Origin of the sequence: uncultured Microbacterium sp. (genome assembly GCF_963521645.1) — a bacterium.
Lineage (GTDB): Bacteria > Actinomycetota > Actinomycetes > Actinomycetales > Microbacteriaceae > Microbacterium.
Window position 1 is genome coordinate 1 of sequence record NZ_CAUQVQ010000107.1, and the last position, 7,291, is coordinate 7,291.

9 protein-coding genes, 1 tRNA gene and 1 pseudogene are annotated in these 7,291 nt (G+C 69.8%); 1 reads left to right on the top strand and 10 read right to left on the bottom strand.

Annotation, left to right across the window (positions count from 1 at the left end; genetic code table 11):
- Window positions 1–2 precede the first annotated feature (2 nt).
- The 10 genes from RWO82_RS14455 to RWO82_RS14500 form a co-directional block, all read right to left on the bottom strand.
- A tRNA-Arg gene (locus RWO82_RS14455) sits at window positions 3–75 on the bottom strand.
- Window positions 76–140: 65 nt separating this feature from the next.
- Window positions 141–719, bottom strand: coding sequence for an asparagine synthase (locus tag RWO82_RS14460; protein WP_314428230.1), 579 nt, complete (start codon window positions 717–719; stop codon window positions 141–143).
- A gap of 50 nt (window positions 720–769) precedes the next feature.
- A complete protein-coding gene (locus RWO82_RS14465; protein WP_314428231.1) occupies window positions 770–1,633 on the bottom strand; it encodes a hypothetical protein in 864 nt (287 codons plus the stop codon).
- 10 nt (window positions 1,634–1,643) lie between these two features.
- Entirely contained in the window at window positions 1,644–1,889 is a 246-nt protein-coding gene (locus RWO82_RS14470; RefSeq protein ID WP_314428232.1) for a hypothetical protein, read from the bottom strand.
- Window positions 1,890–2,015: 126 nt separating this feature from the next.
- Window positions 2,016–2,663: a GntR family transcriptional regulator gene (locus RWO82_RS14475; protein WP_314428233.1), complete on the bottom strand. Its 648-nt coding sequence runs from the start codon at window positions 2,661–2,663 to the stop codon at window positions 2,016–2,018.
- 111 nt (window positions 2,664–2,774) lie between these two features.
- Window positions 2,775–3,416 carry an NAD(P)-binding domain-containing protein gene (locus RWO82_RS14480; protein WP_314428234.1) on the bottom strand — a complete coding sequence of 214 codons (642 nt, stop codon included), beginning with the start codon at window positions 3,414–3,416 and terminating at the stop codon, window positions 2,775–2,777.
- Window positions 3,417–3,468: 52 nt separating this feature from the next.
- The gene (locus tag RWO82_RS14485) at window positions 3,469–4,419 is read right to left on the bottom strand and encodes a GNAT family N-acetyltransferase (protein WP_314428235.1); all 951 of its coding nucleotides are present in this window, start codon (window positions 4,417–4,419) and stop codon (window positions 3,469–3,471) included.
- Between the two features lie 47 nt (window positions 4,420–4,466).
- Window positions 4,467–4,901: a Fe-S cluster assembly sulfur transfer protein SufU gene (gene sufU / locus RWO82_RS14490; RefSeq protein WP_314428236.1), complete on the bottom strand. Its 435-nt coding sequence runs from the start codon at window positions 4,899–4,901 to the stop codon at window positions 4,467–4,469.
- Window positions 4,898–6,220, bottom strand: coding sequence for a SufS family cysteine desulfurase (locus tag RWO82_RS14495; protein ID WP_314428237.1), 1,323 nt, complete (start codon window positions 6,218–6,220; stop codon window positions 4,898–4,900). The genes sufU and RWO82_RS14495 overlap by 4 nt, the downstream gene beginning before the upstream one ends.
- 53 nt (window positions 6,221–6,273) lie before the next feature.
- Window positions 6,274–6,822 (bottom strand): Ig-like domain-containing protein, encoded by a 549-nt coding sequence (locus RWO82_RS14500; protein WP_314428238.1) that lies wholly within the window; start codon window positions 6,820–6,822, stop codon window positions 6,274–6,276.
- Here RWO82_RS14500 and RWO82_RS14505 point away from each other — a divergent pair.
- A pseudogene (locus RWO82_RS14505) lies at window positions 6,815–7,291 on the top strand (hypothetical protein); the annotation flags it as partial. The gene RWO82_RS14500 and the pseudogene RWO82_RS14505 sit on opposite strands and share 8 nt — an antisense overlap.

Sequence of the window (7,291 nt, forward strand, 5' to 3'; positions counted from 1 at the left end):
TGTGCGCCCGAAGGGACTCGAACCCCTAACCTTCTGATCCGTAGTCAGATGCTCTATCCATTGAGCTACGGGCGCTCCTGGACCGCTCAGCGGGCCGTGGAACAGCCTATAACAGTCTCACCGCGAATGCGAATCGACGCCTACCCGTCGGGCTCCTCGTCGGCCTTCGCCTTCCTCTTCGCCTTGGCGCGCTGCTGCGACGACAGAGCCTGCAGATCGACGAGCCTCAGAGCCTGCATCCGCGCCTCGCGCATGCGGTCGTATTCGGGGTCCTGGTCGGGGCGCATCCCCTCCACGCGAAGCCTGCGATCGAGGTTGTGCCGCACATCCGCCCATGCACCTGCCCGCGCCTCCTCGACGATCGTCCGCAGCGCTGCGTCGTCGTCCATCATCTCGCGCAGCTTGGTGGCGACGCCGTGCGACTGCTTGGCGCGACGCCGCAGGTTGCGCACATCTCGATCACGGTAGTCGTGTGTGCCCGACGGGTCGGAGTGGCGCCCGCGCGCCCGCTTGCGCAGCGCGACGAGGTTGCGCTCGACCTCCTCGGACTCCTCGGCCATCGCCCGCAGCGCCTCTCGCGCATCGGCGACGTACTTGTCCGTGTCGAACACGCCGTTCTCGGCGATCGTCCCGATCAGGATGTGATTCTTCACGGCGAGGCGCGCGGCGGCGGTCGCGATCGCGACGCCTTCCGCGATGGCATCCGCAGTTCGTCCCACCGCAACCTCCTTGCTCCGAGCGTACCCGGTTCGCCCGCGGTTGCCGGGGGTCAACCGACCGCGCCGACCCAGATCCCCGACGCCCACCGCTGCTGTTCGGCGTCGCAGCCGACCGCGCCGGGGAATCCGCGCACCACGGCCATGCAGTTCGCGAGGAACTCGGGGTCACTGCCGAACATCGACCCGTATGCCCCCGACGACGTCATCGCACCCCACACCCGGAACTGGTAGATGTGGGCCAGCTCGTGTGCCATCGCCCACTCGAGACGGTCGACGCTCCACCCGGCGATGTCGGCCCGGTACTTGATGTATCCGTTGCTGTTGGCGCACGCGGGCGCCGTTCCGCCGGCACAGGACGCGGATTCGTAGAGTCCCACGTTCTGCCCGCCGACACGGTCGAGAGCCGCCCGCACGCGGGCGTAGCCGTCGGGCCCGCTCGATGACCACGCCGGCCCCGACGCCGACGCATACTGTGACGCCTGCCAGGTGGCGATCTCCTCACCGAGCCGGACGGTCAGAGCCTCGACGGTGGCGGTCGCTGCGGCCACCGTCGCGGGATCGCGCCTCTCGCCCAGCACCGCCTGCTGCGCCGAGAGCACGGCCGCCCGGTGCGCCGCCACGTCGATCTTGCCCTCCGCCCCCACGACCGCGGCATCGAACGCGGCGATCTCCGTGAGGAAGGCGGGACGCACCTCGAGCACCGAGGCACGCTCGTCGGTCTGTTTCTCGGCGATCGCGATCGACCCCTCGAGATGATCGGTGCGCATGAGCGCGGTACGAGTGGACTGCGACACGGACTCGAGCTCCGCGATCACCGCGGCGCGCTCGGCGTCCAGAGCGGCCGCGCGGCTGAGGGCGCCTCCTGCGAGCAGCAGAGCGGCGACGACCCCGACCGACACGATCCGTCGGATCACGCAGCGCACCTCATCGCAGGAATCCCGTGTCGTCGGCGAGCTGAGCGTCCTGCTCCGAGATGAGGGACCGCAGGTCCGTGAGCCGCTCCGCGAGCACGAGATTCACCTCGCGAGCAGCATCCAGTCGCTCGCGCGCGTCGACGACTGCAGCGCGGGCCTCATCGAGAGCGTCCACCCGCTGCTGATCCGCGACCGCGACGAGCACCGCCCCGCCGACCACGAGCAGTCCCCCGCAGACCACAGCGACACCACGCATATCGCTCCCCAGATGAAGACGTACGTCCGGAACGATTCCGTAGGGTCAATATAGCTCCGCAGGCGAGCGCCTGCTACCCGAGGGTCACGAGCGCGGCCACGGTGGCCGTGGCCATGTCCGAACGCGTCAGTACCCGGCCAGGCGACTCTGCGCCGCGGCCTGCCCGTTGGCGAGGTGACGCGGAATCAGCTCCCGCAGTCTCTCCTCGTCGCGAGCGGCCACGGCGTCGAGGATCATCCGATGTTCCTCGGCGATCGCGACCAGATCGTCGTGCTGCCCGAACAGCCATCTCAGCCGCGTGAGGAACACGCCGATCAACTCGTTCAGCATGTCGTTGCCGGCGAGCCCGGCCGCGATCTCGTGGAACTCCGCTGCGGCGATCCGCGCGCCGTCGACATCCCCCGCTTCCGCTGCGGCGAGCTCTCGCTCGCAGGCGGATCGCAGCAGCGCGAGACCCTCTTTCGAATGACGTTGCGCGGCGAACACGAAGATCAGCGTCTCGATCGCCTCACGGACCTCGCCGAAGTTCTGGATGTCTCTGGGCGTGAACTCGCGCACGACGGCCCAGGTCCTCGGTCGCGCGATCACGACGCCCTCCCCCACGAGAGCTCTGATCGCCTCTCGCACAGGGAGTCGCGAGACGTCGAGTTCGGCCGCGATGTCGCGTTCGACCAGGCGCGACCCCGGCAGCCGACGTCCCAGGATGATGTCGTCGCGCAGAATGCGCGTCACACGCACCGACTCGAGTTCGCCGGCAGCCCCCACGTCCGCCATTCCGGAATTCTCTCACTAGGTCCGGGGCGCGACAAGTTTGGTATCCCGTCCCGAGCCCCCGGTGGGCCGGCGAGAGCCGTGGATCGGCCGGATCGACTCCTCGCGGGTGCCTCAGGGCAGACGGTTGGCGATCGCGAGGTTCGCCTCGAGCTCCTCGGCGTTCTGGCGCACGACGTAGGCCGGACGATCGCGTTCGGCCCGCCACGATTCGCTCAGCGGCCCGATGTTGACCGTGTCGAAGCCGGCCTCGTCGTAGAAGCGGGTGACGAACTCGACCGCCTCTGCGTCATCGCCCGCGGTCGCGAGAGCGCGACGATTCGGCGTTCCGGCCGGCGCGCCGTCGGTCGTGATGTCTGCCGCGAAGATGTGGTTGAAGGCCTTGGCGATGCGCGAGGTCGGGAGCTTCTCCTGGAGCATCTCGGACGTCGTGGTCTCACCTCTGTCGAGAGCCTCGATGTGGCCGTCGCGCTCGAAGTAGTAGTTGTTCGTGTCGAGCACGATCTTCCCCGCGAGCTGCGCGACGGGCAGCTCATCGATCTTGCCGAGGGGCACGGTCACGACCACCGCGTCACCCGCCTCCGCTGCCTCGGCCGCGGTCGCGGCCCTCGCTCGCGGGCCCAGCTCTGCGACCAGATCGGCCAGCGTCTCGGGACCACGAGAGTTCGCGATCACGACGTCGTATCCGTTCTGCACCGCGACGCGCGCGAGCTGGCTGCCGATGTGTCCTGCACCGATGATTCCGAGAGTCGTCATGTCAAGGCCAACGTCACCGCCGCACGACTATTCCCCGGAACGCCTCGTCGGCTCACTGCGTCGACAGGTCGAGGTGGAAGCGCTCCTCGACACGCCGGTATCCGAGTCCCTCGTAGAGTCGGATCGCTCCGTCGTTGAAACCGAAGACGTGCAGCCCGATCGACCCCGCCCCGACCCTGCGCGCCTCGTGCTCGGTCGCGAGCATCATGGCGCGTCCGAATCCCCGACGACGGTGCTCCGCGCCCACCTCGATGTCGAGGATGAACACGTGCGGCTCTCCGTCGCGATCGCGGATCCCGAGCCAGAGCACCCCGACCTCGGTGCCGTCGACCTGCGCGGTGAACAGCTCCTGTCCGGCGGAGTCGAGACCGTCCGGCAGCTCGAGCGCCATCTGCCGACGTGACTCCGTGCGCGCCTCGTCCTCCGAGTACCGACCGGACGCGACGAGGTCGGCCGCGAAGGCCTCTTCGGATTCTGCCGCGAACGCCGCGAACCGCTCCTCCGTCATGCGAGTGAGCTCGAGGGGTGCGGTCGTCGAGCCACGGGACGGGACGGGCTCGAGCAGCATCCGGATGGATGCGCAGTCGAAGCCCCTGCCCTCGACGAAGGCACGGCCGGCGACATCTGTCGAGTACAGCGAGATCCTCAGCCGCTCGACGGCGTGCGTGCGGGCGATGGTCGCGATGACGTCGAACAGTTCGTCGAGGATCCGCTGCTCGATCGCTTCGACCAGCGCGAGATCCACGAGATGGAGGATGCCCCCGGCGGCCATCATCCAGAGCGTGCCGAGCTCGCGATCACCGTCGGCGATGCGGACGATGCTCGACGTCTCCGTGGCGCGTCCTGCGGGAAGCAGCTGCGTGAGGAACGCGTCGACCTCGGCGACCGCGTCGTCGCCGAGAAGGATCCCCGACTCCTGACGCAGCCGTATGAGACGCGCCCTCGTGGCATCGCGCCACTCGTCGAAGCGGTCGTCGTCGAGGGGGATCAGCTGCACGGGCATGCTCCCATCCTGCACCGAGGCGCCGGCACCGCGGAGCCGGCGGTGCCTCAGGACTTGTGCAGCGCGTCTTCCACCGCGACCCAGGCGAGCATGGCGCACTTGACACGCGCCACGTACCGCGAGACGCCGCCGAGCGCCGCGACGTCGCCGAGCAGCTCCTCGTCGGGCTCGATCTTGCCCCTCGATCTCATCGCCTCGCGGAACGCCGTGATGCGGATCTCGAGCTCCTCGACGGTGAGCCCCTCGGCGAGCTCGGCGAGAAGAGACGCAGACGCCTGCGAGATGGCGCATCCGTGCCCCTCCCACGCGAGGGTCTCGATGGAGCCGTCCGCGTTGCGATGCACCTGCACCGTCACCTCATCGCCGCACGTCGGGTTCACCTGATGGGACTGCGCGGCGATCTCGCCCCGCAGTCCGTATGCATGCGGTGTGCGGGAATGGTCGAGGATCAGCTCCTGATACAGGCCCTGCAGGTCGCTCATGCGCCCCTCCGGAAGAACTCGATGGCTCGGGAGACGCCGTCGATCACGGCATCCACCTCCGCCCGGGTGGTGTACAGATACGTGCTCGCCCTGGTGGACGAGATGATCCCGAGTCTGCGATGCAGCGGCTGCGCGCAGTGATGGCCGACGCGCACCGCGATGCCGAGGTCGTCGAGGAACTGCCCGACGTCATGGGAGTGGATGCCCTCGACGTCGAAGCTCGCGAGCCCCACGCGCGGCAGCGCGATGCCCGAGCCGAGCACGCGCACACCCTCGATCGCGGTCAGCCCGTCGACGAGGTGCCGACCGAGCTCGGCCTCGTGGGCGGCGATGCGGGGCATCCCCACGTCGGAGAGGTAGTCGATCGCCGCGGCGAGCGCGACGGCCTGCGACACCCGTTGGGTGCCCGCCTCGAAGCGCTGCGGCGGCGGCAGGTACTCGGCTGCCGTCGTGGTGACGGTGGTGATCATCGACCCGCCGGTGAGGAAGGGCGGCATGGCCTCGAGGAGTTCGCGACGACCGTAGAGGGCGCCGATCCCCGTGGGTCCGAGCATCTTGTGGCCCGAGATCACGGCGAAGTCGATGTCGAGAGTCCGCACATCGAGCGGAAGATGAGGGGCCGACTGGCAGGCGTCGAGCACGACGAGTGCTCCGACCGCGCGAGCCGCCGCGACGAGTGTGTCGACGGGATTGATGACGCCGAGCACGTTCGACACATGGGTGAACGCCAGGAGCTTCGTCCGCTCGCCGATGATCTCGGCGGCGGCGTCGAGCCGAAGCGCTCCGTCATCGTCGAGAGGGATCACCCTCAGCGTCGCGCCGGTGCGGGCGGCGAGCTCCTGCCACGGGATGAGATTCGCGTGGTGCTCCATCTCGGTCGTGACGATCTCGTCTCCCTCGCCCAGTCGGAACCGGTCGGCGGCCGACCCGCCGCGGCCGAGGGACGCGTTCGACATCGAGTAGGCGATCAGATTGAGAGCCTCGGTGGCGTTCGACGTCCACACGATCTCGCCCTCGTCGGCGCCGACGAAGCGTGCGAGCGTCGCGCGGGCGTCTTCGAACACCTCGGTGGCCTCGGCGGCGAGCGTGTGCGCTCCGCGGTGCACGGCGGCGTTGAGGGTCGTCGCGAACTCCCGTTCCGCATCGAGCACGGCGAGGGGGCGCTGGGCGGTGGCACCCGAGTCCAGATAGACGAGCGGATGCCCGTGCACGTCGGCGCGCAGGATCGGGAAGTCCTCGCGGAGCCTGCGCACCTCGTCCTCCGTCAGCGGATGGCCGCTCGGTGCGGCGGTGGCATCGGCTCCGGGCGAAGTACTCATCCTTCTAGCTTCTCATCTGGCACGTGCCGCCGGGTCGCATGTGCCGCCGGTGGTCACGGACGGACGAGGATGCCCTCGACGGCCTCGGGTCCCCGAGCGCCGGTCACGGGGTCGACGTAGCGCAGCGTGATGCGGTGCAGACCGGGGCGGATGTCGAGCACGTCGTGGATCGCCGTCCCCTGGGCGAGGACCGAGACCGGAAGCGGCTCGCCGTCCACCGACACGAGCACGGAGGCACCGGCGATCCCGTGCACCGTGATCTGCGCGTCATCGCTGCGTCCGTCGAGGTCGAGATCGGTCCGATCGAGGACGCGCTGCCACCCCGCGCCGAGAACCGAGGGCAGATCGAACACGACCGGGCCCACCGCGTCGCTCAGGGACTGCCGCCCCGCGGACGAGGTCTGCCTGGCACGGATGGTCATGCCCTGGTGCAGCGACTCCGGGGCGATCGGCACCGCGAAGGTCCCGTCGTCGTCGACGACGGTCGTACCGACCACGAGCCCGCTCTCATCGAGGATCTCGACCCTGTCGCCCGGCGTGCCCGTGCCCGTCGCGTCCGGCGGGATCGTGGCCGGCTGCGGGATCGACCAGACGATGGTCACCGGAAACTCCTCGGGTTCCTCCGGCGGGGTCGGGGTCGGCGTGGGCGACGGGGTCGGGTCCGGTGTCGGGGTCGGGGACGGTGACGGCGATGCGCGCGGAGTGGTCGGCGGCTCGGCCACGGGAGGCGTCGGCCCGATCTGGGGAGGCGCACTCGGTGCCGCGGGCGGGAGCGGCTGCTCGACGGTCGGCGCTGCTGCGTCGTCCCGGGGCTCCGGAGCGCGGGGTCCCGGAGGAGACGTCACCTGCGGCACGGGTGCGGTGATGGGCGTCTCGTCGGCGGGCGGCGGCGCATCGCGCACCGGCTCCGTCACCGGCACAGGTGCCGGGAGGGGGGCATCGACGACGTCATCGGACGACGCGTCGTCGTCGGGCGACGCGGTCGACTGCCCATCCGCGACGACCGACGTCGGCGCCGAGCCGCCGGAATCCGGCGGGCCGTCGGGGAGCAGCTGCCCCGCGAACGCCACG